Source organism: Micromonospora sp. D93 (assembly GCF_018070365.1).
Taxonomy (GTDB): domain Bacteria; phylum Actinomycetota; class Actinomycetes; order Mycobacteriales; family Micromonosporaceae; genus Micromonospora; species Micromonospora ureilytica.
In genome coordinates, this window is record NZ_JAGPXW010000012.1 from 106,351 (window position 1) to 132,164 (window position 25,814).

The 25,814-nt window shown below is 71.9% G+C and carries 32 protein-coding genes and 1 pseudogene; 13 read left to right on the plus strand and 20 right to left on the minus strand.

From position 1 onward, the window contains the following. Window positions 1-105: 105 nt before the first annotated feature. The 3 genes from glp to KBX71_RS16155 are packed head-to-tail and all read right to left on the minus strand — an operon-like array spanning window position 106 to window position 4,754. A complete protein-coding gene (gene glp / locus KBX71_RS16145) occupies window positions 106-1,419 on the minus strand; it encodes a gephyrin-like molybdotransferase Glp (protein ID WP_124819958.1) in 1,314 nt (437 codons plus the stop codon). After that, a complete protein-coding gene (locus KBX71_RS16150) occupies window positions 1,416-2,378 on the minus strand; it encodes a UTP--glucose-1-phosphate uridylyltransferase (protein ID WP_124819959.1) in 963 nt (320 codons plus the stop codon). Before KBX71_RS16150 ends, glp begins: the two co-directional genes overlap by 4 nt. Window positions 2,379-2,387: 9 nt before the next feature. Next, window positions 2,388-4,754, minus strand: a complete 2,367-nt coding sequence (locus tag KBX71_RS16155) for a diguanylate cyclase (protein WP_210818859.1) — start codon at window positions 4,752-4,754, stop codon at window positions 2,388-2,390. 85 nt (window positions 4,755-4,839) lie between these two features. Between KBX71_RS16155 and KBX71_RS16160 the strand changes: the two genes are divergently transcribed. Together KBX71_RS16160 and KBX71_RS33745 are read left to right on the plus strand one after the other, a co-directional pair. After that, window positions 4,840-5,517: a 5-formyltetrahydrofolate cyclo-ligase gene (locus KBX71_RS16160; RefSeq protein ID WP_210818860.1), complete on the plus strand. Its 678-nt coding sequence runs from the start codon at window positions 4,840-4,842 to the stop codon at window positions 5,515-5,517. Next, a pseudogene (locus tag KBX71_RS33745) lies at window positions 5,514-5,720 on the plus strand (FmdB family zinc ribbon protein); the annotation flags it as partial. The gene KBX71_RS16160 and the pseudogene KBX71_RS33745, both read left to right, overlap by 4 nt. A gap of 14 nt (window positions 5,721-5,734) precedes the next feature. Here KBX71_RS33745 and KBX71_RS33750 read toward each other — a convergent pair. Further along, the gene (locus KBX71_RS33750) at window positions 5,735-5,935 is read right to left on the minus strand and encodes a hypothetical protein (protein WP_247683606.1); all 201 of its coding nucleotides are present in this window, start codon (window positions 5,933-5,935) and stop codon (window positions 5,735-5,737) included. Between the two features lie 296 nt (window positions 5,936-6,231). Between KBX71_RS33750 and KBX71_RS16170 the strand changes: the two genes are divergently transcribed. Further along, window positions 6,232-6,516 carry a hypothetical protein gene (locus KBX71_RS16170; protein ID WP_210818862.1) on the plus strand — a complete coding sequence of 95 codons (285 nt, stop codon included), beginning with the start codon at window positions 6,232-6,234 and terminating at the stop codon, window positions 6,514-6,516. On the opposite strand, the gene KBX71_RS16175 is transcribed toward KBX71_RS16170, so the two are convergent. Then, window positions 6,484-6,666 carry a hypothetical protein gene (locus KBX71_RS16175; protein ID WP_210818863.1) on the minus strand — a complete coding sequence of 61 codons (183 nt, stop codon included), beginning with the start codon at window positions 6,664-6,666 and terminating at the stop codon, window positions 6,484-6,486. The two genes, KBX71_RS16170 and KBX71_RS16175, sit on opposite strands and share 33 nt — an antisense overlap. A 105-nt stretch (window positions 6,667-6,771) precedes the next feature. Between KBX71_RS16175 and KBX71_RS16180 the strand changes: the two genes are divergently transcribed. After that, entirely contained in the window at window positions 6,772-7,191 is a 420-nt protein-coding gene (locus KBX71_RS16180; protein WP_210818864.1) for a hypothetical protein, read from the plus strand. Between the two features lie 28 nt (window positions 7,192-7,219). On the opposite strand, the gene KBX71_RS16185 is transcribed toward KBX71_RS16180, so the two are convergent. Then, entirely contained in the window at window positions 7,220-7,702 is a 483-nt protein-coding gene (locus tag KBX71_RS16185; protein ID WP_210818931.1) for a DUF2231 domain-containing protein, read from the minus strand. 201 nt (window positions 7,703-7,903) lie between these two features. Here KBX71_RS16185 and KBX71_RS16190 point away from each other — a divergent pair, with 201 nt between their 5' ends. Both KBX71_RS16190 and KBX71_RS16195 read left to right on the plus strand, forming a co-directional pair. Beyond that, complete coding sequence (locus tag KBX71_RS16190; RefSeq protein ID WP_124819964.1) at window positions 7,904-8,332, plus strand: Fur family transcriptional regulator; 429 nt, start codon at window positions 7,904-7,906, stop codon at window positions 8,330-8,332. Window positions 8,333-8,410: 78 nt separating this feature from the next. Next, window positions 8,411-9,274, plus strand: coding sequence for an oxygenase MpaB family protein (locus tag KBX71_RS16195; RefSeq protein ID WP_210818865.1), 864 nt, complete (start codon window positions 8,411-8,413; stop codon window positions 9,272-9,274). A gap of 20 nt (window positions 9,275-9,294) precedes the next feature. Here KBX71_RS16195 and KBX71_RS16200 read toward each other — a convergent pair whose 3' ends face one another. The 11 genes from KBX71_RS16200 to KBX71_RS16250 form a co-directional block, all read right to left on the minus strand. Beyond that, window positions 9,295-10,245: a PD-(D/E)XK nuclease family protein gene (locus tag KBX71_RS16200; RefSeq protein WP_247683559.1), complete on the minus strand. Its 951-nt coding sequence runs from the start codon at window positions 10,243-10,245 to the stop codon at window positions 9,295-9,297. Between the two features lie 13 nt (window positions 10,246-10,258). Next, a complete protein-coding gene (locus tag KBX71_RS16205; protein WP_124819967.1) occupies window positions 10,259-10,873 on the minus strand; it encodes a MarC family protein in 615 nt (204 codons plus the stop codon). A gap of 41 nt (window positions 10,874-10,914) precedes the next feature. Next, window positions 10,915-11,787, minus strand: coding sequence for a PHP domain-containing protein (locus KBX71_RS16210; RefSeq protein WP_210818867.1), 873 nt, complete (start codon window positions 11,785-11,787; stop codon window positions 10,915-10,917). Between the two features lie 52 nt (window positions 11,788-11,839). Next, window positions 11,840-13,024, minus strand: coding sequence for a hypothetical protein (locus KBX71_RS16215; protein WP_210818868.1), 1,185 nt, complete (start codon window positions 13,022-13,024; stop codon window positions 11,840-11,842). A 79-nt stretch (window positions 13,025-13,103) separates the two neighbouring features. Then, window positions 13,104-13,886, minus strand: coding sequence for a SigE family RNA polymerase sigma factor (locus tag KBX71_RS16220; RefSeq protein WP_210818869.1), 783 nt, complete (start codon window positions 13,884-13,886; stop codon window positions 13,104-13,106). 103 nt (window positions 13,887-13,989) lie between these two features. Continuing rightward, window positions 13,990-14,865, minus strand: a complete 876-nt coding sequence (locus KBX71_RS16225) for a PH domain-containing protein (protein ID WP_196928450.1) — start codon at window positions 14,863-14,865, stop codon at window positions 13,990-13,992. A 6-nt stretch (window positions 14,866-14,871) separates the two neighbouring features. Continuing rightward, complete coding sequence (locus tag KBX71_RS16230; protein WP_007455302.1) at window positions 14,872-15,030, minus strand: hypothetical protein; 159 nt, start codon at window positions 15,028-15,030, stop codon at window positions 14,872-14,874. 116 nt (window positions 15,031-15,146) lie between these two features. After that, window positions 15,147-15,845 (minus strand): DUF6758 family protein, encoded by a 699-nt coding sequence (locus tag KBX71_RS16235; RefSeq protein WP_374102608.1) that lies wholly within the window; start codon window positions 15,843-15,845, stop codon window positions 15,147-15,149. Between the two features lie 59 nt (window positions 15,846-15,904). Next, a complete protein-coding gene (locus KBX71_RS16240; RefSeq protein ID WP_124771323.1) occupies window positions 15,905-16,528 on the minus strand; it encodes an RNA methyltransferase in 624 nt (207 codons plus the stop codon). Between the two features lie 51 nt (window positions 16,529-16,579). Further along, on the minus strand, window positions 16,580-17,116 hold the full coding sequence (locus KBX71_RS16245; RefSeq protein ID WP_196928452.1) for a hypothetical protein: 537 nt from the start codon (window positions 17,114-17,116) through the stop codon (window positions 16,580-16,582). A gap of 91 nt (window positions 17,117-17,207) precedes the next feature. Next, window positions 17,208-17,723 carry a MaoC family dehydratase gene (locus KBX71_RS16250; protein ID WP_030486570.1) on the minus strand — a complete coding sequence of 172 codons (516 nt, stop codon included), beginning with the start codon at window positions 17,721-17,723 and terminating at the stop codon, window positions 17,208-17,210. A 548-nt stretch (window positions 17,724-18,271) separates the two neighbouring features. On the opposite strand from KBX71_RS16250, the gene trxA reads away from it, so the two are divergent. The 3 genes from trxA (at window position 18,272) to KBX71_RS16265 (ending at window position 20,195) form a co-directional block, all read left to right on the plus strand. Continuing rightward, a complete protein-coding gene (trxA, locus tag KBX71_RS16255) occupies window positions 18,272-18,634 on the plus strand; it encodes a thioredoxin (RefSeq protein WP_007455291.1) in 363 nt (120 codons plus the stop codon). A 155-nt stretch (window positions 18,635-18,789) separates the two neighbouring features. Next, entirely contained in the window at window positions 18,790-19,230 is a 441-nt protein-coding gene (locus tag KBX71_RS16260; RefSeq protein WP_210818871.1) for a hypothetical protein, read from the plus strand. Continuing rightward, complete coding sequence (locus tag KBX71_RS16265) at window positions 19,227-20,195, plus strand: HTTM domain-containing protein (RefSeq protein WP_210818872.1); 969 nt, start codon at window positions 19,227-19,229, stop codon at window positions 20,193-20,195. Before KBX71_RS16260 ends, KBX71_RS16265 begins: the two co-directional genes overlap by 4 nt. On the opposite strand, the gene KBX71_RS16270 is transcribed toward KBX71_RS16265, so the two are convergent. Continuing rightward, complete coding sequence (locus KBX71_RS16270) at window positions 20,159-20,578, minus strand: thiol-disulfide oxidoreductase DCC family protein (protein WP_210818873.1); 420 nt, start codon at window positions 20,576-20,578, stop codon at window positions 20,159-20,161. The two genes, KBX71_RS16265 and KBX71_RS16270, sit on opposite strands and share 37 nt — an antisense overlap. 93 nt (window positions 20,579-20,671) lie before the next feature. Between KBX71_RS16270 and KBX71_RS16275 the strand changes: the two genes are divergently transcribed. Beyond that, window positions 20,672-21,598, plus strand: coding sequence for a radical SAM protein (locus KBX71_RS16275; protein WP_210818874.1), 927 nt, complete (start codon window positions 20,672-20,674; stop codon window positions 21,596-21,598). A gap of 19 nt (window positions 21,599-21,617) precedes the next feature. Continuing rightward, the gene (locus KBX71_RS16280; protein ID WP_210818875.1) at window positions 21,618-22,025 is read left to right on the plus strand and encodes a CoA-binding protein; all 408 of its coding nucleotides are present in this window, start codon (window positions 21,618-21,620) and stop codon (window positions 22,023-22,025) included. 243 nt (window positions 22,026-22,268) lie between these two features. Here KBX71_RS16280 and KBX71_RS16285 read toward each other — a convergent pair whose 3' ends face one another. Further along, entirely contained in the window at window positions 22,269-23,465 is a 1,197-nt protein-coding gene (locus tag KBX71_RS16285) for an acyl-CoA dehydrogenase family protein (protein ID WP_196928458.1), read from the minus strand. Window positions 23,466-23,642: 177 nt separating this feature from the next. Between KBX71_RS16285 and KBX71_RS16290 the strand changes: the two genes are divergently transcribed. Beyond that, window positions 23,643-24,185 (plus strand): DUF4190 domain-containing protein, encoded by a 543-nt coding sequence (locus KBX71_RS16290; protein WP_210818876.1) that lies wholly within the window; start codon window positions 23,643-23,645, stop codon window positions 24,183-24,185. Window positions 24,186-24,212: 27 nt separating this feature from the next. On the opposite strand, the gene KBX71_RS16295 is transcribed toward KBX71_RS16290, so the two are convergent. Beyond that, entirely contained in the window at window positions 24,213-25,118 is a 906-nt protein-coding gene (locus tag KBX71_RS16295; protein WP_124819984.1) for an SDR family NAD(P)-dependent oxidoreductase, read from the minus strand. A 118-nt stretch (window positions 25,119-25,236) separates the two neighbouring features. Between KBX71_RS16295 and KBX71_RS16300 the strand changes: the two genes are divergently transcribed. Continuing rightward, a complete protein-coding gene (locus KBX71_RS16300; RefSeq protein ID WP_210818877.1) occupies window positions 25,237-25,806 on the plus strand; it encodes a DUF4190 domain-containing protein in 570 nt (189 codons plus the stop codon). Window positions 25,807-25,814 lie beyond the last annotated feature (8 nt).

Consider the following 25,814-nt stretch of genomic DNA (forward strand, 5'->3'; position numbering starts at 1 on the left):
AGTCTCCCGCGCGGGACCGTGTCGCGCGCAAGTAGCCCCGCCGCGTTCACCGCACACGTCCGACTGTCACCCGACGCGGACCGCGAGCGGACCGGCCGGGACACGTCACCGGCGACGGTCCAGCAGCAGGACGTCCACGGTGGAGCCGGCTGCCGCCGTGGTGACCCGCTCGCCGAGCACCAGCAGCCCGTTGGCCTCAGCCAACCCGGAGAGGGTGAACGGCCCGCCGCTGAGCGGCTGGACCGTGTAACCACCGCCGCGGCGCTCGGCGACATGCGCCGGCCGGAACTCCCGCAGCCCCGTCGGGGACGACACGGTCTCCAGCAGGTGGGCCCGCACGCTGGGTCGGAACACCGGCTCGGCGCCGGCGAGCAGTTGGATGGCGGGGCGGGCCAACACCTCGAAGCCGATCAACGCGGCGCCCGGGTCGCCGGGCAGGCAGACCACCGGCACCTCCTCGGCGCCGACCGTGCCGAACCCGAGCGCGGTGCCGGGATAGAGCGCCACGTCGGTGAACGTGACAGGCCCGGCGCGACCGCCCTCGCGGCGGGAGAGGATCCGGCGCACCATGTCCCCGGGGCCGGTGCCGGTGCCCCCGGTGGTGATGATCAGGTCGGCGCGCAGCGTCTGGTCCTCCAGCAGGCCGCGCAGCCCCTCCGGGTCGTCGTCGCAGATTCCCACCCGGTACGCCAGTGCGCCCACCTCGGCCGCCGCAGCGGTCAGCGCGTGCGAGTTCGCGTCCACCACCTGGCCGGGCTGACTGCCCCGGCCCACGTCGACGAGTTCGTCACCGGTGGCCACGATGACCACCCGTGGGCTGGGCCGCACCACCACGTGCCCGATGCCGGTCGCCGCGAAGACGGCGACCAGGGCCGGGGACACGTAGGTGCCGGCCCGGGCGAGCAGGGTGCCGGCGGGCAGTTCCTCACCCGCTCGGCGTACCCCGTACCCCCGCTTGGGGGTGCGGAAGATCTCCACGGCGGCCATGCCCTGGTCGGTCCACTCCACCGGCACCACGACGTCCGCGGCGATCGGCAGCGGCGCCCCGGCGGCGACCGAGAAGCACGAGCCGGGGGTGAGTCGGACCGGCCGCCAGCTCGCGGCGCCGAGATCGCCGACCACGTTGAGCCGGATGGTGCGGCCGCCGGGCGTGCCGGAGGGGGCCGGGACGTAGCTCGGCCCCCGGCCCCCTCCGGAAATGTCCTCCCACCGCGCGGCGTAGCCGTCCACGGCCGCCTGGTCGAAGGCCGGGAAGGCGTGCGGCGCGACGACGTCCTCGGCGAGGACGTTGCCGTGCGCCTGGGTGAGGTCGAGGTCGAGTGGCGGCAGCGCGCGCAGCCTGCGCAGCACGCTGCCCAGGTAGTCGGCGAGCGGCGTCAACTCGTTCGCGGCCGCCTCGGCGTCGGCCGTCGCGGTCATGTACCAGATCCGCCTGCCGCGTCGGCCTTGACGAAGTCGGCCAGCCAGGACCGGAACTCGGCGCCCAGGTCATCGCGCTCGGCGGCGATCTGCACCACCGTCTGGAGGTACCCCAGCGGCATGCCCGTGTCGTAGCGGGTGCCCCGGTAGACGATCGCGTGCACCGGGGTGCCCTCGGTACGCAGCAGCTCCATCGCGTCGGTCAGCTGGATCTCGCCGCCGCTGCCCGGCTTGGTCCGCCGGATCGCGTCGAAGATCTTGCCCGGCAGGACGTAGCGGCCGAGCACCGCGAGGTTGCTCGGGGCGTCCTCCGGCTGCGGCTTCTCCACCATCCCGGTCACCTTGACGACCTCGCCGATGTCGGTCAGCTCCGACTCGGCCGGTTCGACGGAGGCGATCCCGTACCGCTTGGTCTCGGACGGGTCGACCTCGAAGAACGCGAGCACCACACCGCCGGTGCGGGCCTGCAACTCCAACATCGCCGGCAGCAGCGGCTCCGACGGCTTGACGAACTCGTCGCCGAGCAGCACCGCGAAGGGCTGGTCACCGACGTGCGACTCGGCGTACCCGACGGCGTGGCCGAGCCCGAGCTGCTCGGGCTGCCGCACTGTGTAGATCTCGGCCAGCTCGCTGGGCCGACGCACGGCGGCCAGCCGCTCGGTGTCGCCCTTCTCCTCCAGCCTGGTCTCCAGGTCGGGGCGACGGTCGAAGTGGTCCACCATCGACGTCTTACCCCGACCGGTGATCAGCAACACGTCACCGATGCCAGCCTGCGTGGCCTCCTCGACGATGTACTGCAACACCGGCCGATCCACCACCGGTAGCAGTTCCTTGGGCACCGCCTTGGTGGCCGGCAGGAACCGGGTGGCCAGTCCGGCGGCCGGGATGACGGCCTTGACCGCCAGGGGACGGCCGTTTGCGGCGACCGTCGATGAGGGGTTCGCTGAGTGCTCCGACATGCCGCGAGACTATCGGCCACGGCTCTGCCGCGGCGGGTGTGGCCCAGAAGACGCGCCGCCACCCGACCCCGGCCGCGCCGCGTCCGGGCCGGCCCGCGCCCCGCCCGTCGCGCTGTCCGGCGTGTCGTCGGCCGAATCCGGTCGGGCCTGCGCCGGGCCTGCCAGCGATGATTCTGGTACGCCCACAGCCGGGTCGGACCGGGCGGGCCCGCCCGGCTCCCGGGCGGCCTGCACCGGCTGGCCGGCGCGCGGCAGCCCGTCGGGTGGGCTCACCGCGCACGCGAGCACCGGGATCTCCCGGGTCGGCAGATCCGAGCGCACCTCGGCGACCCGGTACGTGTCGCGGCCCGCCGCCTTGGCCGCGTAGAGCGCGTCGTCGGCGGCCTCCAGCACCTCCCGGCCGGTGCTGCCGTGGTCCGGGAAGACGGCGATACCCACCGACACTGTCACCAGGACCGGCCCGGCGTACGCCTCGACGGCGATGGCCGTGTCGCGTACCGCCGCGCCGAGCCGCTCGGCCACGATCGCCGCACCCCGGGCGTCGGTCTCCGGCAGCAGCAGCACGAACTCCTCACCGCCCTGCCGGAAGGCCAGGTCGACCTCACGAATTTCCCCGCGCACCCGCCGGGCGAACTCGGCAAGCACGGTGTCCCCCGCGGCGTGCCCGTACGTGTCGTTGACGTCCTTGAACCGGTCGAGGTCCAACGCGAGGACGCTGAGCATCCGCCCGAAGCGGCTGGCCCGTTCCACCTCCCGCCGGATCGACTCGCGCAGGTAGCGGTAGTTCCACAGCCCGGTGAGCGGGTCGGTGAGGGAGAGCCGCTGTGCTTCCTCGTGCACCCGGACGTTGTCCACCGCCACTGCCGCGTGGCCGGCGAAGGTGCGCAGGGTGGCCAGGTCGTCGTCGTCGAACTCGTCAACGCCCAGCCGGTCGTAGAGGGCCAGCACGCCGAGCGCCGCCGCCGCGCCAGCCTCGTCGGACGACCCCGATCCTCCGGTTCCGGTTGCGCCGAGGGTGGTCGTGGCGCCGCCGCCCGGCGCAGCGAACGGAACCGCGACGTAGGTGCGGCAGCGTGGCTCGCCCGTGGGTGCCTCGGTCGGCTCTGCCCTGCCCCGCTGCGGTTCCCCGGTGGCGGCGACCGCACCGACCACGCCGACGCCGACCGGCACCCGAAGGGTCTGCGAAGCGTCCGCGCCCTCCTCCGGCCAGCGCCCGTCCAATCCCTCGGTGCACTGCGCGACGAGCACCCCGCCGGTCTCCACGAGCAGCACGGCACCGGCACGCGCGCCGGTGGCCCCGATGGCGCTACGCAGGATCACCCGCAGGATGCGTTGCAGGTCGTGCGTGCTGGCCAGGGTGTCGCCGAGCACCGCGAGGTGCCCCCGCAACTGGTCCCGGTTGCTGGTCAGCGCGGTGACGTAGGAGCCGGTCTCCCGGGTCATCCGGTTGAAAGCGGCGGCCAACCGCCCCAACTCGTCGCGACTGCGGACCGGCACCCGCGCGGTCAGGTCGCCCTGGGCCACCCGGTCGACCGCACCGGCCAACTCCGCCAGCGGCCGGGTGGTCACCCGGGCCAGCCGCCAGGCGGTCAGCACGGCGAGCAGCCCGGCCAGCACGACCACCCCGACCAGCGTGGCGTGCAGCGCCGGTGGCCGTTCACTGGGCACGGAGAGCACCAGTGCCAGCGGCTGCGCGTCGGAGGGCCCGAGCCTGCGCACGTACCGGCCCTCGTTGGTCTCGGTGACCTGCTCGCCGCTGCCGGCGACGGCGGCGGCCAGCACCGCGTCGCGTACGTCCCGGGACTCGGTCGTGTGGGTGACCCGCGCGGCGCTCGCCCCACTGTCGAGCAGGGTGACCGCCACCCCGGTCACCGCCGCCAGTCGGGCCACGAAGGCCGGGTCGACCAGTTGCGCGGCGGTCACAGTGCCCAGCCGGGCGCCAGCGGGATCGTGCAGGGCGACCTGGGCGGCCAGCGCACGGACCGGGCCTGTCGAGCCCGTGCTCGTGCCGCCGTTCGAGCCCTCGGTCGAGCCGGCGCAGTCCTGCCACGGGGTCGATGGCGCACCGGGCGAGACGTAGGTGATCTGGCCGGCCACGTCGGTGATCAGCACCGCGGCGGCCAGGCCCCGGCCGACCAGTTGCGCGGCGGCGACGGCCGGATCGGGGGTGAGCGCCACCGCGTCGGCGATGGCGCGCAGCTGCTGGCAGAGTGCGTCGACCGAGGTACGCACGGTGGACGCCGCCACCGCCAGCCGCTCGGTGGAACGGCTGCGGTCGACCGCCGCGACGGTGGAGGCGACGAAGAGCGCGCCGAGCAGGACCGGCCCGAGCACCACCACGAGGAAGGCTGCTGTCAACCGCCCGCGTAGCGTCACTCGGTCCCCCCGGAAGTTCCGCCTCCGTTGCTTGCGATGCTGACACAGAGCAACCGTGGGAGAGGCGTTGCGTCAGGAGTGTTGCGTGCCGGAATTTTCTGATGAAGCGGAAGTGACCCGAATGGCGAAGCGGGACACCCGCGTCGAGCTGCTCGCTCGCCGCCGGTCGCTGCCCGCCGCGACGAGGGCGGCCGCCGCCGGGCGCGTGCAGGCCGAGCTTGTCGCTCTGGTACGCCGGCTGCGCCCACAGCTGATGACTGCGTACGTGCCGGTCGGCTCGGAACCGGGCGGGGCCGACCTGCCCGAGGCACTGCGGGCGGCCCTGCCGTCGAACGCCGAGTTACTGCTGCCGGTGCTCCTGGCCGACCTGGATCTGGACTGGGCGGCATATATCGGGCCGGCTGCCTTGATCGCGGCGGGTCGGGGTATCCGAGAACCAGCCGGCGCCCGTCTCGGGGTGGCCGCCGTGGCGCACGCGGAGCTGGTGGTAGTACCAGCCCTCGCGGTCGACCACCACGGTCGGCGGCTCGGGCGCGGCGGCGGCTCGTACGACCGCGCCCTCGCCCGGGTACCCGAGGCAACCCTGACGGTGGTGCCCCTGCACGACGGTGAGCTGGTCGAGGTGCTGCCGGCGGAACCACACGACCGTCGGGTGCGCGCGGTCGTCACTCCCGCCGACGGGGTGCGTACGCTTGACGGCGGCCCCGGTGCGGCGCACGGTGTCGCGCCCCACACGTCCGCTGGACGAACCCGGGCCGAATGACGCACCATTGGCACTCGAATAGGTCGAGTGCCAACTGGCCGAGCCCAGATCCGGAGGAGAACGTGCCCACGTACCAGTACGCCTGCACCACGTGCGGTCACCAGCTCGAGGCGGTGCAGTCCTTCTCTGACGAGCCGCTGACCGAGTGCCCGGCGTGTCAGGGGCGGCTGCGCAAGGTCTTCAACTCGGTAGGCATCGTCTTCAAGGGTTCGGGCTTCTACCGCACCGACTCCCGGGCGTCCGGCTCCGAGACGACGGCCGGCGGCACGGCCACCAAGCCGGCGAAGTCCGAGTCGTCCTCCGGTGACAGCTCGTCCTCGTCGTCCTCTTCGGGGTCCTCGTCCGGGTCGTCCTCGGGCTCGTCGTCCTCCTCGGGGTCGTCTTCTGGGTCGTCCTCGGGTGGATCGGGCGGCGGCAAGGCGGCCGCGGCAAGCTCCGCGTCCTGATCGTCGAAGGCCCGGCCTCACGGGTCGGGCCTCGTCCACTCGGGTTTCAGGAAGTCGGCCTGTCCCTGTCGCTCCGACCGCCCGGTTTCCTTGATCCCGAGTCGATCACGGCGGTGCCGTAGCAGACCGAACCGACCGATGGGCGTTTTCCACAGGCCGGGCGGTTGTCCACAGGCATCGGCCGAGGGTCGGCCGCTGCGGTGGGAACTGCCTAGCCTCCCGTCCATGGGTGCCACCGCGGCGCTCGGGGACGGAAGGCGGCAGCGCGATGGTCGATCCGGAATCCGCGCGGGCGTTGCGCCCGCTGCGTCAGCTCACTCTGCCCGGCGGCCGCACCCTGCTCCGGGCCGGCCTGATCGCCGCGCTGCTCGGCCTGGCCGCCGCGGTTCTGCACACCCCGGCCGGATGCCCGCCGACCGCCGTCCCCTCCGACACGCCGTCCTCGCCAGTCGGCACGGCCCGGCAGGTCCGCGAGGGCCTGTCGGCCGACCCCAGGACAGGCTCTCCCGCGCCGCCGGGGTCAGTCCCAGTGCGGGGGGCGTTCGGCGAGTAGCCAGTCGTCGTTACCGCCCGACCGCTCGCCCCAACCACTGTCGGTGTCGTCAGAGGTCTGCTCGGGCAGCACCACGAAGTCTTCGCTCAGGTCGACGGCGCGGTCATCGTCTCCACGTGCGCCGCGCGTGCCGGGGTCTTCGGTGCTCACGAGCGGCAAGACTAGCGCAGCCACGGCGGCGGACCGGGCCGCCGACCGTGGGCTCACCGGCCAGAATCGACCGGACCACCGGCGGCGTTGGTAGCGTCGGACGGCGTGACGACCCCCAGCGGTGGCAGCACCCCGGACGACTACTGGCGACGGCCCGACAGCGGCGATGACGCGGTGGCGGACCAACCTCCCGCCGCCCCCGCGACCACACCACCGACCGCGCCCACCAACCAACCACCGACCGGGCCCAGCAACCCACCGCCGAGCGAGCACGCCGGCCCCGCATCGACGGGGCACCCTTCCAGCGGGTACTCCGGCCCGCCGCCGAGCCTGCCGCCGCCGGCGGGTTGGCGTCCACCCGTACATCTGCAGCCGGCGCCGCCGCGACAGTTGCCGCCGCAGGACATGGCCGACCTGGACGCTGCCGAGCAGCGCTCGCAGCGGGTCACCTACGGGTTCGGCGCGGCGGCCGGCGTGGTGTTGCTGGTTCTGCTCTGTCTGCTCTGCTCGCGAGTCATCTTCTGATGCCCGACCCCACCTGAGGGGCAGCAGCTCAGAGGGTGGTGCCCCAGACGGCCTCGGCGCCGGAGTGGCCGGTCAGGGAGACGTAGATCAGGGCGGCGATGGAGAGCCCCACGGCCGCTACCGCCAGCACGGGGATGACCAGCGCGGGTAGCTGCGGCACCCGGGGGTGTCCACTCGTTGCCACGAGCAGCAGGATGGCCACGATCCCGAGCGGCACCACGATGCGGAACAGGATGTCGCCGTAGCGGGAGTGCTCGAAGATCTGATCGAGGATCGGCCCCTGGAACCCCCGGGCTACCAGCGCGTCGGTGAGCGCCTCACCCGACTTGACCGCGACGTAGGCGGTCACCGGCGCGGCCACGGCGAGGAGGCCCAGGGCCCAGTCCAGCCGGTGCCGCCACCGCGGCAGCCCCACGTACGCGATGGCCAGCACCGCCAGCAGCGGCACGAACACGATGACCGCGTGGACCATCAGGGCGTGTACCGGTAGACCCAGGATCTCCTCGAACATCGAACCCTCCAGGTGGATCATGGTCAGGGGTGATCAGCCTATGGTCCGCCGATCGTCCCCAGGCTCTCGACCGGACACACGCGCGCCGCGTCGATCGGGTTCACTCTCCGGGCCGTACTCCCGATCTTGTCGGCCTGTGTCGGTGACCACCCGGAGCGCGCGACGGTTGTCGATGCTGACCGGGCGTGTTGTCATTGGCGAGTGTCAGGTGCCGAGGAGCTGCTGCGGTCGAGGGGCCTGCGTGTCACGCGGCCACGCCTCGCGGTGCTCGACGTGCTGGCCGGAGGCGGTCACCTGGAGGTCGACGAGATCACCCGACGGGTTCGTGAACGCCTCGACTCGGTCTCCACCCAGGCGGTCTACGACGTGCTGGGCGCGCTGTCCCGGGCCGGGCTGTCGCGGCGGATCGAGCCGGCGGGCAGTCCCGCCCGCTACGAGGCGCGGGTGGGCGACAACCACCACCACGTGGTCTGCCGCGGGTGCGGCGAGATCGCCGACATCGACTGCGCGGTGGGCAGCGCCCCGTGCCTGGAGCCGAATGTCGCGCACGGGTTCGAGGTGGACGAGGCCGAAGTGACCTTCTGGGGTCTCTGCCCGGGCTGCCGGGCCCGCCGCTCCGCCGACGTCTGACCGGCGGCACCGGGGCGCAGGCGCGGCACCGGCGGCACGTGACCGGCGAGGCCGGCCGGGCCGTGGCACTCTTGGGCGGTGGACTCCGATGACCTCGGCCTCTTCGGTCCGGGTTCGGTCACGTGGAAGGTGCACGACGAGCCGATCCTGATCGTCGCCGGCCTGCGCTCCCTCTTCCTCCAGGCGTTGCACCCGCGGGCCATGGCCGGGGTCGCGCAGAACAGCAACTACCGCACTGACGCCTGGGGCCGACTGCTCCGCACCGCCACCTACGTGGCGACCACCGTCTACGGGACCACCGCCGAGGCGGAGGCCGCCGGGGCCCGGCTGCGCCGCCTGCACGACCGAATGCGGGCCACCGACACGCTCACCGGTGCGGAGTTCCGGATCGACGAACCGGACCTGCTGCGCTGGGTGCACGTGACCGAGGTCGAGTCGTTCCTGAGCACGGCCCGACGCGCCGGTCTGCCGCTGAGCGACGACGAGGTGGACGGCTACTACACCGAGCAGCGCCGCGCCGCCGCCCTGGTCGGCCTGGACCCGGCCACCGTCCCGGGCACCGCCGCCGAGGTCGCGGACTACTACGAGGCCGTACGGCCACAGTTGCGGATGACCCGGGAGGCCGCCGAGACGGCGGTGTTCCTCACCGCCCCGCCGCTGCCGTGGAAGCTCAGCCTGCCGGTCCGGTTGGGGCTCACTCTGGGCCCGCCGCGCTGGGCGTACCTGGGGATCGCCGGCACCGCGTTCGCCCTGTTGCCGACATGGGCGCGCCGGATGTACGGGGGTCTCGGTCTACCGACCACCGCGCTGTCGGCGGATCTGAGCGTGCGCGCGATGCGGCTCGCGCTCGCTGCCGTCCCCCGCCGCTACCTGGAGGGGCCGTTGATCCAGGCAGCCAAGGAGCGGGCCGCGCGGCACGCCGCTGCCTCGTTGGCCGGCTGACCCGACCTCCGCCAGGGAGATCAGCCGTCGGCAGGCCGGTCCATGGCCGCCCACGGCTCCTTGCCCGGCACCTGCGCGCCGGTCGGGCAGTGCCGCCGGAAGTCGCACCAGCCACAGCGCGGGCCCGGTGCCACCGGGAACGCCTCGTCCGCGTCGGCGCCGTCCGCGACCGCCCGTTCGGCGGCCATGATGTCGCGGGCTGTCTCCTCCGCGCGGGTCAACTGCCGGGCCAGCGACTCGACTGTGTGGTCGTGGGCGGCGACCGTGCCGGTCGGCAGGTGGTGCAACTCCACCCGACGACACGGCTTGCGGAACACCCGCTCGGCCGCATACGCGTAGAGCGCCAGCGCCTGCGAACCCCGGGCGTCGTCCGCGTCCAGACCGGTGCGACCGGTCTTGTAGTCGACGATGACCAGCTCGGGCCCTTCCGGCCCGGGTCGCGAGTCGATCCGGTCGGTGCGGCCGTTGAACGCCAGCACCGCGGTCTTGACCGCCACCACCCGCTCCACGCCGAGCGGGTCGGAATCCGGCTCCAGCGTCTCGACGTACGACTCCAGCCAGCCCAACGCCCGCAGGTAGGCGGCCCGCTCCTGCTCGTCGTCACGGTAGCCCTCGCGGACCCAGGTGCCCTTGAGCAGCGTGGCCAGCGCCTCGGGGCGCCGCCGGTCGGCGGGCAACGCATACCAGTTTTTCAGGGCGGTGTGCACGCTGGCGCCGAGCGAGTTGTGCGCCCACGGCGGGCCCTTGGGCGGGGCGGGCCGGTCGACGTAGGAGTAGCGGTAGCGACGCGGGCAGTCCGCGTACGCGCCGAGCCTGCTCGGGGTGCAGACGAACAGCCGCTCGGGCATGCCCTCGAAGCCGAGTTGCTCGGCGTCGCCGGCGCGCTGCCGGGGGGCCCGGCCGCCGGCGGCCGGCCGCCCCGCTGATGAGGATCGTCGCACGCCTGCGATCCTGCCATCCGCCCCCGACATCGCGCGCGTGCCGTCAGGCCATGTTGACGTACTGCGTGACGAAGGCGGCCACCGCGTCGGCGATGAGCTGCACGGCGATCGCGGCCAGCAGCAGGCCGGCGATCCGGGTCAGCACCTCGATCCCGCCCGGCCGGAGGATCTTCACGATGCCGCCGGAGAAGCGCAGGACGATCCAGACGGCGACCATCACGGCGAGGATCGCCACGGCGATGGCGGTGAACTCTCCCAGCCCGTCGGCCTGCTGGACGAAGAGCATGGTGGCCACGATGGCACCCGGCCCGGCCAGCAGTGGCGTGCCCAGCGGCACCAGCGCGATGTTGGAGGTGACCTGTTGGCTCGGGTCGTCGGCCTTGCCGGTCAGCAGTTCCAGGGCGACGAGCACGAGCAGCAGCCCGCCGGCCGCCTGCAACGCCGGCAGGTCCACGTGCAGATAGTCGAGCAGGGTCTGCCCCGCCACCGCGAAGATCACGATGACGCCGAGCGCCAACGCGACGGCCTGCCAGGCTGCCCGGTTGCGGTCGCGGGCGGGCAGCGGGCCGGTCAACGCCAGGAAGATCGGCATCATGCCCGGCGGGTCGGTGATCACCAGCAGGGTCACGAAAACCTCGCCGAACAGCTTCAGATCCACGTGATCAACCTAGCCGCGCCCCGATGGGCGAAATACCCGGATCAACCCGAAGCGACCTCGGTCACCCCGTCGGCGACGATCCGCTCGTACGCCTCGACGCCCGTGCTGAACGCGCCGAGCCGAACGGTCTTGTGGGTGCCGTGAAAGTCCGACGAGCCGGTGACGAGCAGACCCAGCTCGGCGGCGAGCGCCCGTACGTGTTCCCGCTCGGCCGGGCTGTGGTCCTCGTGGTCGACCTCGAGCCCGGCGAGCCCGGCGGCGGCCAGCTCGGCGATCAATTCGTCGGGTACCACCCGGCCGCGTCGGGTGGCCCGCGGGTGGGCGAAGACCGGCACACCTCCGGCCGCCCGGACCAGTCGAATGGCCCGGAACACGTCGATGTCCTCCTTGGGCAGCCGGTACCGCTCGCCCAGCCAGTTCGGGCCGAACGCCTCCCGGACACTGTCGACCAGGCCGGCGCGGATCAGCGCCTGCGCGAGGTGCGGGCGTCCCACGGTGCCGCCACCCGCTCCGGCCAGGATGTCCGGCCAGTTCACGTCGATGCCGTCGGCCCGCAGGAGACCGACCATCCGTTCGCCGCGTTCCTCCCGGGCGGCCCGGACCCGAGCCAGCTCGGCCACCAACTCCGGGTGGTCCGGGTCGAACAGGTACGCGAGCAGGTGCAGCGGCACCGCTGGCTGCTCGCCGGACCAGCGACACGACAGCTCCGCACCCCGGACCAGACGCAGACCTCGCGGCAACGCGCCGACGGCCGGCGCCCAGCCGGCCGTGGTGTCGTGGTCGGTGATCGCCAGCACGTCCAGCCCGGCGTCGACAGCCGCGCCGACCAGCTCGGCCGGGGTCAGCGTGCCGTCGCTGGCCGTCGAGTGGGTGTGCAGGTCGATCCGGGGGGCGGAGCCGGTACGCGAGGTCACCGCCCGACGCTACCGAGGAAACAGTGAGCCCGGCTCATGTGGGTCGCCCAGGTCACCCGGGGGTCAGAAAGTCCTTCACCAGGATCGGCTGATCTCCGGTCGGCACGCCCGGCACCGCTGTGGGGCTGGCGGGCTTTCCCGCCCGCACCTGGCCGACGTCGACCCGGACCAGCTCGCCGGTGCCGTCGAGGTAGGAGGCGTGGGCCTCGTTGCTCCACACGATCGCCCCGGTCATCGGCGGCCCGACCGCAACGGCGGTCGTAGCCGGCCCGAGCCGCTGCAGGTCGACAAGCAGGGACCGGCCGGCCTTGCCGACCTCCCCGTTCACCAGCAGCCACCGCCCGTCCGGTGAGACCCCGCCGACGCCGTCCTGGCTCAGCTCCGGACCGCAGCCGGTGCGTACCGGGTCCAGCTGACGGGTCGGGGTGAGTACGGCGAGGCAGGTCCGGCCCGGCTCGGTGGTGACCTGGCCGACGAGCCGCCCGTCGGGCAACCGCCCATAGACGTTGAGGCTCTTGCGGTCGAGGGCTGCGGGCAACGGCCCCGCACCGGGCCGCCAGAGGGTGTGACCTGCGCCGGCCGGGTCGAGTCGGACCAGCACGCTGTCGCCGACGAACCGGACGGGATCCGCCGCCGCGGGTACCGGGGTGCGTACCGCCCCGATGAGTTGGATGCCGGCCACGCCCGCCACCAGCAGATCGCCTCCGTCGCGCCAGGCGACCTGGAGGCTGTCCGGGGCCAGGACGATGGCGCCCGCCCCGGCCAGCAGCACCTGCACCAGGCCGTCGTCCTGCACCACCCACAGGGAGCGCCCTGCGGTGCTCTGCGCGCCGACCACCAGCCAACCGCCGCCGCCGGGCAGGGGCTGGGCGCGTTCGGCCGGCCCCACGTCGGGCAGCACCAGCCGCCGCCCGTCGGCGCTGATGAGCGTCTCGCCGACGAGAGGAGAGGTCGATGTCTCGGGCGAGGGGGCCGGGCCGGGAATGTTGGCCGTCGGGAGCGGTCGGCTGGTCGGATCCGGGTCGCCGATCACCACGATGGGTGGGCCGTCCCGCCTGGTCTCGGCACCGAGCTGGACCATGCCGGCGCCGAGCAGCACGGTGGTGACCGCCGCGAGGGCGACGCCGACCGCGGTGCGTCGACGCCGGATCCGGTTCGCGCGGCGAATGGCCTGCCCCGCCGGGTCGAGGCTCAGCGGGCGGGCAAGAGTGACCTGGCGCGAGAGTGTCTCCCGCACCGCACCTTCCACCTCGTCAGGCCGCACCTGGTATGAACGCCGTGGGCCGTCCGTCAGGTTGTCGCGCCGGCCTGGGACCTCACTCACTGCTGTTCCCCGGGCCCGTGCCGACGGGCACGGCCGCCGGGGCGGTGGGCAGCACGACCTGCGGGGTGATCGGACGCGGCGTGGCGGGGCGCGGAGCGGCCACGCGGGGCACGGGTCGGGCAGCCGCCCGCATCGGCCTGGGCGTCGCAGCGGCACCGGTGACCGGGACCCGTCCGGTCCGGGAACCCGGGCTCGTCGTCCGGCCGGCGGCGCCGGTCGCGCCCGCCCCACCGTCGGCGGCCGACCGGCCGGCGATACCGGCTGCTTCGGCGAGGTCCGCCGCGTCCGCGCCCAGTCGACGACGCAGCGTGGCCAGTGCCCGGGACGCCTGGCTCTTCACCGTGCCAGGTGAAATGTCCAACATCGCGGCGGTCTGTGCCTCCGACATGTCCTCGTAGTAGCGCAGCACCAGCACCGCCCGCTGCCGGTTGGGCAACTCTCGGAGATGCCGCCAGAGCAGGTCACGGTCGAGTTGCTGCTCGATCTCGTCGACACCGGCCCGCTCGGGCAGCACCTCGGTCGGGCGTTCGCCGTGCCAGCGCCGCCGCCACCAACTGGTCGACGTATTGACCAGCACACGTCGGGCGTACGGCTCGACCGCCTCGATTCCGCCGAGCCGCTTCCACGCGAGGTACGTCTTGGTCAGCGCCGTCTGGAGCAGGTCCTCGGCCGTGGCCCAGTCCCCGGTGAGCAGGTAAGCGGTGCGTAGGAGCGCGGCGGAGCGGGCCGCGACGAACTCGCGGAACTGCTCCTCCAACGAGTCCTTGCTCGCCACCGCCCACCTCCACACCCCTGCCGTCCTGGCAGAGTGCCACGTCAGGGGCGCTCTGGTCCATGACGAAAGGTGCGCACTTGCTCCGATGTTCGGTCGAAAACCTTCACGCGCCGTCGTCGGCCTTTGCCTCGTCGGCCTCCTTGCCGAGCCGCGCCTCGACCGCCTGCGGCTCGTACATCTCCTCGACCACACGCAGGTAGAGCTCGTTCGGGTTGGGCAGGTTCTTGATCTCGCGGAGCGCCTGCTCCTGGCCGGCGGACTCCAGCACGAAGGTGCCGTAGTTGAGCGCTCGGCCGGTAGGCGACTGCTCGTACTTCATGTCGGTGACCCGGACCAGCGGCATCATCGCCACCTTGCGGGTGACGATGCCGTTGACCACCATGACCCGCTTGTTGGTCAGGATGAACCGGTCATACCACCAGTCGGCGACCTTCCACGCCACCCAGCCCATCACCGCGAACCAGAGCAGCACGGCGATGGTGGTCAGCGCGCCGACGTCCTGACCGGCGAGGAAGCCGGAGAGGTAACCGAGCACGAAGGTCGCCGCGACGCCGATCAGCAGCGGGTTGGTGAGGTGGATCCAGTGCCGCTTCCACTCGCCGCGGTAGCGCTCGGTGGGGAAGAGGTAGCGGGCCACCAGCGAACTGGGCTCATCTTCCAGTGGCAGCACCCGACGAGGGGTCGAGCCGGTCGCGTCGGCGCGCAACCCGGCCAGCTCGTCCTCGGAGATCTGCGGCGGCTGGTAGCTGGCCTCCGGATCACGGATCCACCCCCGACCGGAACGACCCTGGCCGGCATAACCGGGCCCGTCGCCGTAACCGACGTCGTCCGAAAGGGACGGACCGTCGGACAGGCCGGGACCGGCCCCGTAGCCCGGGCCGTCATCAGGCCCGATCCGCGGGATCGGCTCGGTGTCGCGCTCGCGGCGTTCCCGGTCGGGGTCGTCCGGGTCGAAGGGTGGACCGGAGGGGCTGCCCATCGGCGGCTAGGCGACGAGACTGGTGAAGAAGTCGCCAAACCCCTGGGCGATATCCATGATCCCGCCGCCGAGCGACTTGAACACGTCCGCCGCAGAGTTTGGCCGGTAGGCGACGAAGAAGATCAAGAATGCGATTCCGGCCCAGGTGAGGACCTTCTTGACCATGGCGGGCCATCCTCTCGCGCGGCGCCGGGTCCCATTACCGCAGCGGCACCCAGAGTATCAGTGTGGTGTCGTACAGTGAATATCTGCGTCCGTTCTCCGTCAAACCGGGAGAGTTGTCAAGCTCTACCGGGTAGATACGGAGACGGTGCGCCGTACACGAGCTCGGGCGGAGTCCACTCGGTAAGGTCGTGTAGCACGACGTCTTCCGCGAGCAGGTGACCCGCACTCGCCGGCCAGGCTATCGCATGGAGCCACATTCCCCGAGCCTCGCCGGCGTACGCGCTTCGATCCATTGGTGAATTCACCAACCACAGTGGAGTGGGATGCCCGCCGACCTTGATCTTCGCCTGTCCGACGTGGTCAGGGTGACCCGACCCCGGGTCGGTCAGCGCGTCGACCAACTCCGGTCCCGGATCCGGGCCGGTCAGCCCGGCGAGTCGGGTGCCCAGGCCCACACCGGGCTCCTCGGCCACGAAGACCAGATCGGCCGGACCCCCGCCGAGTGGCGCCGGGCCCGCGCAGGCCACCGCTGTCGCCCGCACACCCGTGCGGTCGTCCCCGGCGTACGCCACGCCGGTGAGTGTCCAACCGGGCGGCAGTGGCCACGGGCACCACAGCGGCGTCACCGGTGGATCGGCGGTCGTGGTGATCCGCTCCACCACGCTCGCCAGGATGTCCGCTCCGATGTGCTCGGGCACGTGCAACGGCGGCACCGGGCCGCAGCGCACACACCTCGAGTCGGTGTTCATCAGATCCGGCGCCCGTACCGGGCCCCCGCATCTCGGACAACTCACCGCGACACTCACATCCCCCACCGTCTCCCCGGACCGCCGGAACGTCAAGCCGGAACGTCCGATTCGGCACCGTACGTGGGTCAGTCAGGCGGCGTGCCGGCGTGCGCGCGGATCCAGGCGTGCATCGCGATTCCGCTGGCCACGCCCGCGTTGATCGACCTCGTCGAGCCGTACTGGGCGATGGAGTAGAGCTGGTCGCACGCGGCGCGGGCCGGCGCGGAGAGGCCGGGCCCCTCCTGGCCGAACAGCAGCACGCAGTCGCGCGGCAGGGTGCCGGTCTCCAGCGGGCGCGACCCGGGCAGGTTGTCGATGCCGAACACCGGCAGGCGCCGCCCGGCCGCCCAGGCGACGAACTCCTCGATCGTCTCGTGGTGCCGCACGTGCTGGTACCGATCGGTCACCATCGCGCCGCGCCGGTTCCACCGTCGCCGTCCGACGATGTGCACCTCGGCCGCGTTGAACGCGTTGGCGTTGCGTACCACAGTGCCGATGTTGAAGTCGTGCTGCCAGTTCTCGATCGCCACGTGGAAACCGTGCCGGTGCCGGTCCAGATCCGCGACGATCGCCTCGTGCCGCCAGTAGCGGTAGCGGTCGACGACGTTGCGCCGGTCCCCCTCCGCCAGCAGTTGCCTGTCGTAACGAGGATCGTCCGGTGGGTCCCCCGGCCAGGGGCCCACGCCCACCTCAAGCTGGTCGTCGGTCACGGTCATCAGAGGGTACGGACCGCCTCGGCGCCCGGCGCGACGACCTGCCGGTCAACCGAGGTCGAGGGCGGCACCGAGCCGGTCCAGGAAGCGCCGGTCCGCCGGGCTGGCCGGTGGGTCCACCCGGCGCGCGCCGGTGCCGGGCACCGCGCGACAGACCCGGGCCGCGACCGACTGCACCCACTGGCGGTACGCGGCCGAGTCGGCGGGGTCGGCCCGCCGCCGGAGGACCCGGCTCGCCGCCCGGCAGGCGGCCAGCAGGTCCACCAGGTCGGTGAGGCGCTCGGCGGGTTGCGGGGTGCCGTCGTGGCGGGCGTAGATCGTGGCGACCACCGCGCGGACCAGGTCGCTGTCGGAGGCTCGACCCGCGGCCACGGCGTCCAGGCCGGCCAGGCTCGCCATGACCCCGCGCTCCGTCCGGCCAGGACCGGGCGCCGCGGCGGCCACGAGAACCCGTCCGGGCAGGCTGGTGAGCAGGTCCCACTCGGCGGCGGAGTAGACAGCGGTGGTCAGGGGCGCGGCTCGGCGGCCGGCAGAGGACGGCTCTCCCGCGACGGAGTGGCTCATCGGAACCTCCGGCGTCAGCATATGCCCCGAGACGGGAACAGGGCCCCTTCCCCAGCAGACCCGTGGCGGGGAAGAGGCCGGTGTTCGTCGACGGTCGAGCCCGCCGCGACGGTCAGCGCGGCTCGGGGAAGCTGGGCCGCTCCGGATCCACTCCGTCGGGGACCGCGGCGGCCGCGTACTCCCGCTTGGGGACCATGACCTTGCGCCGGAAGACGCAGACCATCGTGCCGTCCTGGTTGTAGCCGCGAGTCTCCACCGACACCACGCCCCGGTCGGGTTTCGAGCCGGACTCCCGCTTGTCCAGCACAGTGGTCTCGCCGTAGATGGTGTCGCCGTGGAAGGTCGGCGCGACGTGCCGCAGCGACTCGACCTCCAGGTTGGCGATCGCCTTGCCACTCACATCGGGCACCGACATGCCGAGCAGCAACGAGTAGATGTAGTTGCCGACCACGACGTTGCGCTTGAACTGGCTGGCCGTCGCGGCGTAGTGCGCGTCCATGTGCAGCGGGTGGTGGTTCATCGTGAGCAGGCAGAAGAGGTGGTCGTCGTACTCGGTGACGGTCTTGCCCGGCCAGTGCCGGTAGACCGCGCCGACCTCGAACTCCTCGTAGTAGCGACCGAACTGCATGCTGGTCCCTTCGACGGGCGGCGATGGAGTTCGGCACAGCATGCCTTACCGATGGTTAAGGCAACCGGCGGGGCGCGACGGCGGCGGAAATGTCACACCGGTCACTCGCCTGGGGGGAGACGCAATGAGCGGCGGGGCCCTCCCCGGCACCCGCCGCCCACGCTCTGATGTGAGGAATTCTGCCCTACGCCTGCGTAGGTTCAACAGAGATCGGCGTCACATTTATCTTTTTGTAACACTACTGTCCGTGACGAAGCGGAGGTTGATCAGCGATCTCCGCAGGCCGGATACCTCCTCGTCAGGGCCCAAGTTACCGATTCGTAGTGCTCAATCGGGTGGATCTCCCTGGAAACGCTCCCATTACCGCTGGTCACGCAAGTGCGTCGTGCACTTGCGTTCCGCAGGTCGGGTGTGAACAGACATGTGTCGATGACCCGCAGCACCCCCCGGCAGCCCCGAGCACGTTTCGTGCCCCACCGCCCGGGAATTCGATACGGTCAGCCCTGGTTCTACGGGACGTAGATAAACCGCGGTGATCGGAGAGTGCAATGGCAACCGTTGAGCTGACCTCGACGAACTTCGACGAGGTGACCGGCAACGACGGCATCGTCCTGGTCGACTTCTGGGCCGACTGGTGTGGTCCGTGCAAGCGGTTCGCCCCGGTCTACGAGCGCTCCTCGGAGAAGCACCAGAACATCGTCTTCGGCAAGGTCGACACTGAGGCCCAGCAGGAGCTGGGCGCCAAGTTCGACATTCGCTCGATCCCGACGATCATGGCGATCCGCGACGGCGTCATCGTCTTCGCCCAGCCGGGCGCCCTTCCCGAGTCCGCGCTGGAGAACCTGATCGAGCAGGTCGAGGCACTGGACATGGACGACGTTCGCAAGCAGCTGGCCGAGCACAACCACTGAGTCGTCCCCGCGACGACACGCCAGGCCGGGCCCGATGCGGGCCCGGCCTTCGTCGTACCCCCCGGAAGCTGGCGCATGATCACCTGCCTGGTCAGGCCGAACTGGCCGTCGGTGGGACCCGACACAGCCGGTACATCCCGTATCGTCACGACCCGATGGAGAACCTGACCACCCGCGGGCGCGCGACCCGGCTCGCCGCGACCGCACTCGGCCTCGCCCTGCTCGTCGTCGGCACCTTCTGGGGCAGCGACGACGACTTCCCGTTCGGCCCGTTCCGGATGTACTCCACCTCCACCCCGCCGAACGCGCCCGCACCCGACACCCGCGTCGAGGGGGTGAACAGCTCCGGGGCTCTGATCGACCTCGACCAGAACGCGACAGGCATCCGCCGCGCCGAGATCGAGGGTCAGCAGGCCCGGTACGCCGCCGACCCGACGCTGCTCACCGAGGTCGCCGACGCGTACGCCGAACGCCACCCGGACGCCCCCGCGCTGGTCGAGGTCCGCATCGTCATCCGCTGGCACGGCATCCGCGCCGGCCGACCGACCGGCCAACACACCGACGAGACCGTCGTCCGCTGGCAGGCCCCCCGATGAGCCGCTGGCTGACCGAGGCCGTACCCCGGGGCCGGGTGGCCGCGTTCCGCACCCTGATCTATCTGTTCGTCGCCGCCGACCTGGTGATCTTCACCCCCTGGGTACGCACCCGGGTCAGCGTGCCCGGCGACCTGTACCGGCCGCTCCTGATCGGCCGACTGCTCCCACTGCCGACGCCAACCGAGACGTTGGTGACGGTGATCTTCTGGGCGTTGCTGCTACTCGCGCTCCTCGCCGCGACCGGGCGGGCGCCCCGGCTGCTCGGCTGGGCCGTGTGCGCGCTGTACCTGGAGTGGATGATCATCGCGATGAGCTACGGGAAGGTCGACCACGACCGGTTCGGTCTGCTCGTCGCACTGGCCGTGCTGCCCACCGCCGGTCGCGCCCGACACGGCGACACCACCCGCACCGAGGCCGGTGGCTGGGCCCTACGCGTCACCCAGGTCGCGGTTATCTGCACGTACTTCCTGGCCGCCTTCGCCAAGCTGCGTTTCGGCGGACTGGACTGGCTGACCGGCTCGGTCCTGGCCCGCGCGATCATCCGGCGCGGCACCGACCTGGCGGACCTCATCGCCCAGGTGCCGCACCTGCTGATCGTCGCCCAGTTCGGCATCGTCGCGTTCGAGCTGCTGAGCCCGGTGGTCTTCTTCCTGCCGGCCCGCTGGCGACTCGCCATGGTCGGCTTCTTCTACTCGTTCCACGCGGTCACCATCGCGACCATCACGATCTCGTTCGCGCCGCACCTGGCCGCGATGACCAGCTTCCTACCGCTAGAACGGGTGCGCCCACTGGTCTGGGCCCGCCGGCTCGTCGGCCGCGAAACTCCCGCGTCAGCGACCGACGTTTCTCCAGCGGACCCGATGGACGCCGACACGGTGCCGCCTGGCCAGGCCCCGGTGGGAGCCGGCGCGGAGCGGGCGCTCGACGATCAGGCGCCGGTGGTCGGGCGACCAGTCGGCCCGTAGAGCCGCTCCCGGGCCTCCTGCGGCAGGGAACAGGCCGCCGTGCCACCGGGAAGCCGGTGCCGGTTGCGCGCCACCCAGCGGTACACCGGCCAGGCCGCGGCGCGGACCGGCCGGAACCGCAGACCCGCGCCGGCGACCCGCCAGAGCGGGCCACTCGCGGCAAGCAGTTTCGCGATGGCGTCCGGGCCCGCCGCGCGCGAGCCGTCCACGCCCACCCACTGCACGGCCTCCTCGCACTCGGCCACGGTCAGGCCGAGCGCGTCCAGGTCGGCGAACTGCCAGGGCACCACCCGCGCGGCGGTGGGGATGCGGCGCTCGATGAACTCCGCACAGGTCGTGCAGAACGCGCAGTCCCCGTCGTAGACGAAGGTCGACGTCTCCATGGTGTCCATCCTCCCCTCTCCGACCACGCGAACGCCCACAGGTGTACGGCGGGTCACTTGCGCTTGTCTCGTACACGTGTTCGAATAGTGCCCATGCGCTGGGACAACCTCACCGCTCCCCCGGTCGAGGGAGACCCCGAGCGGGCAGCGCCAGCGACGCCACCCCTGCCGCTGGCGCTGCCCGGCGCCATCGCCCGCACCAACGGAGTGGTCAGCCACAACTGCTTCGCCCGGAACACGCACACCTATCTCGATCTCGATGCCGGCGCGGACTTCGACCGGAAGGTGATCGTCAAGGTCAACGCCGGTGAGCTGGTCCGACGGGAGCTGGCCGCGCCGCGCTGGCGGGGCGCGCACGTGGCGATGGGCACCAACGTGGACTGCTACCAGCGCGCCGAGGGTCGTTACCGGCTGATGCCGCAGATCATCGGCGCCCTGCGAGACTTCGCCAACCCGTTCTCGATCCTTACCAAGGGCACGCTGATCCTGCGCGACCTGCCGCTGCTGCTCCAGGCCGCCGAGGTGACCACGGTGGGCATCTCCTTCTCGGTGGGGATCGTCGACGAGCACCTCTGGCGCAACGTCGAGCCGGGCACACCGCACCCACGCCGCCGGCTCGACGCCGTCCGGGCACTCGCCGACGCCGGCTTCTCCGTCGGCGTGCTGATGGCACCGATCCTGCCCGGCCTCAGCGACGGCGACGAGTCGATCGACGCCACCGTCTCGGCGATCGCCGCCGCCGGCGCGACGAGCGTGACCGCCCTGCCGCTGCACCTGCGTCCCGGTGCCCGGGAGTGGTACGCGCACTGGCTCGCCCGCGAGCACCCGCACCTCGTGCCCCGCTACCGCGAGCTCTACCGAGCCGGCGCATACGCCCCGCAGGCGTACCAACGGGAGTTGACCGCGCGGGTGCGGATCGCCTCCCGCCGGCACGGGCTGCACCGCGGGGAGCGGGGCGACAACCGCAACCTGCCCGAGCCGCCGCCACCGTCGGCGGCCGAGCAGCTGACGCTGTTGTAGTCGGAGCTACAGTCGGCGGGTGCGTACCGCTCAGCAGATCCTCGCCGACTCCGCCGTGATCGCCGTCGTGGGCGCGTCCCGCGACCCGTTCAAGGCAGCGCATGGCGTGCCGTTGCAGATGCAGCAGTACGGCTGGCGCATCATCCCGGTCAACCCGTCGGTCGACGAACTGTTCGGGGAACGGGCGTACAAGACCCTCGCCGACATTCCGCACCCCGTCGACCTGGTGGACGTGTTCCGGCCGGCGGCCGACGCCGTGCAGGTGGTCCGGGACGCGGCGGCGATCGGCGCCCCCGCGGTCTGGCTGCAACTGGGCATCGTCTCGGCCGAGGCGCGGCAGATCGCCGAGGAGGCGGGCATGGACTACGTCGAAGACCGCTGCCTCATCGTCGAACGCGCCGCCGCCAACCTGACCCGCCTCCCCTGACGCGAACCCCGCCCCGCCCCGCCGATCATGCAGTTGTGGTGCCAGGTTGGGGGCCTTTGCCGCTTCTATCCCCCATCACGACTCCTTGATCGACGCGTCCGTCGGCGCGGACAGCCTCGGTCACGAGCGCGATGCCTCTGAGTCATATTGATGCCTCACGGTCATCACGCTCGTGACCGACGACGCGGATCGGCGACCGGCCAGCAAGCAACCGGCAGCGAGCAACCGATCAGCAGGCGCGGATCAGAGCTTGTACTCCTTGAGGAGGCCCCGGGAGATGATGGTCTTCTGGATCTCGGAGGTGCCCTCGCCGATGAGCAGGAACGGGGCCTCCCGCATCAGCCGCTCGATCTCGTACTCCTTGGAGTAGCCGTAGCCGCCGTGGATGCGGAACGCCTCCTGGACGACCTCGGCGCAGTATTCCGAGGCGAGCAGCTTGGCCATGCCGGCCTCGACGTCGTTGCGCTGGCCGGCGTCCTTGAGTCGGGCGGCGTTGACCATGAGGGCGTGCGCCGCCTCGATCTTCGTGCCCATCTCGGCGAGCTTGAAGGCGATCGCCTGGTGCTTGGCGAGAGGCTGGCCGAAGGTCTTGCGCTGCTGGGCGTAGCTGACCGCCAGCTCGAAGGCGCGGATGGAGATGCCGCAGGCGCGGGCGGCCACGTTGACCCGGCCCACCTCGATGCCGTCCATCATCTGGTAGAAGCCACGGCCCACCTTGTCGGCGCCACCGAGGATCGCGGAGTCGGGCACTGTCACACCGTCGAGCACCATCTCGGTGGTTTCGACACCCTTGTAACCCATCTTCTCGATCTTGCCGGGGATGGTGAGGCCGGGGGCGGTCTCGCCGAAGCCCGGCTCCTTCTCCAGCAGGAACGTGCTCATGTTGCCGTAGACCGATTCCGCGCCGGTGTCGGTCTTGACCAGGGTGGCGACCACCGAGGAGTACGCCCCGTTGGTGAGCCACATCTTCTGCCCGTTGAGCACGTAGCGGTCGCCGTCGCGGACGGCCCGGGACTTGATCGCGGAGACGTCGGAGCCGGTCTCGGGCTCGGACATGGAGAAGGCTCCGCGCACCTCGCCGGTGGCCATTCTCGGCAGCAGGCGGGTCTTCTGCTCGGCGGAGCCGTGCTGGGAGATCAGGTACGCCACGATGAAGTGGGTGTTGACGATGCCGGAGATCGACATCCAGCCTCGGGACAGCTGCTCCACCACAAGCGCGTAGGTGAGCAGTGATTCGCCGAGCCCGCCGTACTCCTCGTCGATGGTGAGGCCGAACAGCCCCATCTCGCGCATGCCGTCGAGGATGTCGGTGGGGTACTCGTCGGCGTGCTCCAGCCGCTGCGCGTGCGGGATGATCTCCTTGTCGGCGAACTCCCGAACGGTCTCCAGGATCGACTGTTGCACGTCGGTCAGGCCGGGCGTCTGGGCGAGTCGGGCCATCTCAGCCTCCGGGGATCCGCGCACTACTCGTGGGTAACTGAACGCTGGGTCAGTATCGGCCCCCCGGGCCGACGAGGCCAAGGTGACCAGTCCACACAACCGCTGTGAAAAGGTTCACCGCTACGGGTAGCGTCCGGCAAGAGGGACTTTTCCGGCACCGGCAGCAGGAGGACAGCTGTGAGCTACCCGCCGCCGTCGGGACCACCCGAGGACGAGCCGCCGCCGTCACCCTACGAGCCACCCAGGGACCAGTCGCCGTACGCGCCACCGCCGGCCGGCCAGCCCCCGTACGCGCCGCAGCCGGACCAGCCGGCCTACGAGCTGCCAGCGGAACGCTCACCGTACGGGCCACCGGCTGGTGAACCGTCGCCGTACGGCCACCAGGGGCCGCAGCAGTCTGCCCACTGGAGTCAGCAACCGCCGTACCCCCCGCAGGGCCCCTACGGCCAGTACGGTCCACCGCCGTCCGGGCCGGGTCGGGGCACCAACGTGCTGGCGATCCTGTCGCTGGTGTTCGCCTTCGTGTTTCCGCCGGCCGGCGCCGTCCTCGGCCACGTGGCCAAGCGGCAGATCCGTACCAGCGGCGAGGAGGGCGGCCAGCTCGCGACCTGGGGGCTGATCCTGGGCTACGTCTTCACCGGGCTCACCGTGCTGGCCTGCTGTGGCTGGCTGGCGCTGGTGGCCTTCGCCAACAACGCCGGCGACAGCGGCAGCTACTGACCGACGCACCGGCGCGGCCCGGCCCGGTCAGCGGAAACGGGCCTCGCGGACGCTGTTGCCGCCGTCCACCACCAACATCTGCCCGGTGATGTACGAGGCAGCCGGCGAGCAGAGGAAGCTGATCGCCGCGGCGACCTCGTCCGGCGTGCCCGGTCGCCCCACCGGGGTGCCCAACCCCTGCTTGATCTCGGCCATGGTGGACGCCGCGGTGTAGATGGTGCCGGGCGCCACGGCATTGACTGTCACGCCGTCGGCGATCATCTCCATCGCCAGGGCCCGGGTCAGACCGACGACCCCGGCCTTCGCCGCGGCGTAGGCGGCCTCGGTGGGCAGGGCGTTGACCGGGCCGGCCGTGGCCGAGAGGTTGACGATCCGACCCCAGCCCCGCTCGGCCATCCCCCCGATGAACGCCCGGCTGCACAGGAATGCGGTGGAGAGGTTGCGGTCGATCTCACCGCGCCACTCGTCGTAGGTCAGCTGCGCCACCGGCCGCAGCACCCCCTGGCTGGCCCGACTGGCCAGGCCGGCGTTGTTGACCAGCACCTCGACGTCGCCCAACTGTTCGGCGACCGCATCGGCCAGCGCGCCGACCTCGGACTCGTCGGTCAGGTCCGCGACGAAACCGGTCACCCCCAACTCGGTCGCCCGCTCGTGGATACGTCGGGTGGTGGAGACGATGGCCACCCGGGCGCCCAGGTCGGCGAGTCGCCGGGCGGTGGCGTACCCGATGCCGTCCGGACTGCCCGCGCCGGTGACCAGGGCGACCCGCCCGTCGAGGCGCATGGTGACCGGGTCGGTGAGCGCGACCGGCTCGTCGGGACCGGGGTTGCCGGCCGGGGCGGCCGTCCGGGCGCGCCGGGCCGCACCCGGGCGGCTGACGTCCCGTCGGGGTCGGCTGCCGGAGCGGTCCGCGGCGCGCGCGTCGTATGCCATGCCAGCGATCCTGCCCGTTACGACCGGCCCGAGCAACGCGGCACCCGGAAGCGGGGGCGTCGGGTTTGGGCGGCGCTGGCTACCCTGTCTCCGCACCCCGACCTGACGGAGAGTTCGCATGACCAATCCCCCGCCGCCCGGCAACTGGACCGATCCCACGTGGTCGGCCCAGCCGTCGAGCCCCGCACCGGACCCGACCCTTGTGGCCGGTCAGCCGGTGCCCCCGCAACCTGGCCCGGTCGACCCGTACGCGCCCGACCCGTACGCCCCGGACCCGTACGCCCAGGTCGACCCGTACGCCCAGGTCGACCCGTACGTGGGCGCGCAGCCGCCGGCGACCCAGCCGATGCCCGGTTACGCCCCGGCCGGTTACGCCCCGGCCGGTTACCCGCCGCAGTACCCCGGCTACGGCTACCCGCAGCCCCCGAAGACCAACGGGCTGGCGATCGCGGCGTTCGTGCTGGCCCTGATCGGTTTCACGTCCTGCATCACCGCGCCGATCGGCGCGATCCTCGGGCATGTCGCGCAGAAGCAGATCCGGCTCAGCGGCGAGGGCGGCGCGGGGATGGCGAAGGCCGCCATCATCGTCGGCTGGATCCTCACCGGGTTCCTGGTGCTGGTGATCCTCTTCTACGCTTCCGCGATCATCTACGCGATCGCGACGAGCGACAACAGCAGCAGCTACTGATCCGCGCG

Bases quoted from the DNA above. Each gene is read 5' to 3' on its own strand.
- KBX71_RS16185 (WP_210818931.1), bottom strand. From the start codon at position 7,702: ATGTTCGAGGAGATCCTGGGTCTACCGGTACACGCCCTGATGGTCCAC.
- trxA (WP_007455291.1), top strand. From the start codon at position 18,272: ATGGCAACCGTTGAGCTGACCTCGACGAACTTCGACGAGGTGACCGGC.
- KBX71_RS16275 (WP_210818874.1), top strand. From the start codon at position 20,672: ATGCGCTGGGACAACCTCACCGCTCCCCCGGTCGAGGGAGACCCCGAG.
- KBX71_RS16225 (WP_196928450.1), bottom strand. From the start codon at position 14,865: ATGGGCAGCCCCTCCGGTCCACCCTTCGACCCGGACGACCCCGACCGG.
- KBX71_RS16170 (WP_210818862.1), top strand. From the start codon at position 6,232: ATGGTCGATCCGGAATCCGCGCGGGCGTTGCGCCCGCTGCGTCAGCTC.
- glp (WP_124819958.1), bottom strand. From the start codon at position 1,419: ATGACCGCGACGGCCGACGCCGAGGCGGCCGCGAACGAGTTGACGCCG.
- KBX71_RS16270 (WP_210818873.1), bottom strand. From the start codon at position 20,578: ATGGAGACGTCGACCTTCGTCTACGACGGGGACTGCGCGTTCTGCACG.
- KBX71_RS16250 (WP_030486570.1), bottom strand. From the start codon at position 17,723: ATGCAGTTCGGTCGCTACTACGAGGAGTTCGAGGTCGGCGCGGTCTAC.
- KBX71_RS16245 (WP_196928452.1), bottom strand. From the start codon at position 17,116: ATGCTGACGCCGGAGGTTCCGATGAGCCACTCCGTCGCGGGAGAGCCG.
- KBX71_RS16300 (WP_210818877.1), top strand. From the start codon at position 25,237: ATGACCAATCCCCCGCCGCCCGGCAACTGGACCGATCCCACGTGGTCG.
- KBX71_RS16200 (WP_247683559.1), bottom strand. From the start codon at position 10,245: ATGTCGGGGGCGGATGGCAGGATCGCAGGCGTGCGACGATCCTCATCA.
- KBX71_RS16230 (WP_007455302.1), bottom strand. From the start codon at position 15,030: ATGGTCAAGAAGGTCCTCACCTGGGCCGGAATCGCATTCTTGATCTTC.
- KBX71_RS16265 (WP_210818872.1), top strand. From the start codon at position 19,227: ATGAGCCGCTGGCTGACCGAGGCCGTACCCCGGGGCCGGGTGGCCGCG.
- KBX71_RS16285 (WP_196928458.1), bottom strand. From the start codon at position 23,465: ATGGCCCGACTCGCCCAGACGCCCGGCCTGACCGACGTGCAACAGTCG.
- KBX71_RS16260 (WP_210818871.1), top strand. From the start codon at position 18,790: ATGGAGAACCTGACCACCCGCGGGCGCGCGACCCGGCTCGCCGCGACC.
- KBX71_RS16150 (WP_124819959.1), bottom strand. From the start codon at position 2,378: ATGTCGGAGCACTCAGCGAACCCCTCATCGACGGTCGCCGCAAACGGC.
- KBX71_RS16295 (WP_124819984.1), bottom strand. From the start codon at position 25,118: ATGGCATACGACGCGCGCGCCGCGGACCGCTCCGGCAGCCGACCCCGA.